Here is a 373-nt window from a genome sequence, read left to right as displayed (position 1 = left end):
GTCGGCCGTGAACTATCCGCAAGCCATTGATCTGGCCTGTTGATTGAGGCGGATAGCGGCTTTGGAATTGCAGGATTAGCGGTATTTGGACGCTGTTTTCCTGCAATTCGGTTTTGCGATTCCCTTGTGGCGCGGAGCGTGATTCACTCGGTTCGGCGGCGGCGAATCGAGGGGACAGCGAATGTCCAGGCCACGCGAGAAGCGCGAGACGGGAGAGCAGGACCTGTTCCGCTCCCGGCTCGACCAAATCATCAACATGAAGCACGAGCTGGTGCGGCTGGCGCAGGCGATCGACTGGCCGGTGCTGGAGGAGCGTTTCGGCGCCGTCTATTCGGACGGCCCCGGCATGCCGCCGCTGCCGACCCGGCTGATG

The 373-nt window shown here is 62.2% G+C and carries 1 pseudogene; it reads left to right on the top strand.

The annotated features are described in order from the left end of the window. Positions 1-181: 181 nt before the first annotated feature. Positions 182-373 (top strand): annotated as a pseudogene (locus P9236_RS30675) (IS5/IS1182 family transposase); the annotation flags it as partial.

The organism is Mesorhizobium sp. WSM4884, assembly GCF_029625675.1.
In the GTDB taxonomy this organism is placed as follows: domain Bacteria; phylum Pseudomonadota; class Alphaproteobacteria; order Rhizobiales; family Rhizobiaceae; genus Mesorhizobium.
This window is presented reverse-complemented; position numbering and strand designations above follow the sequence as displayed.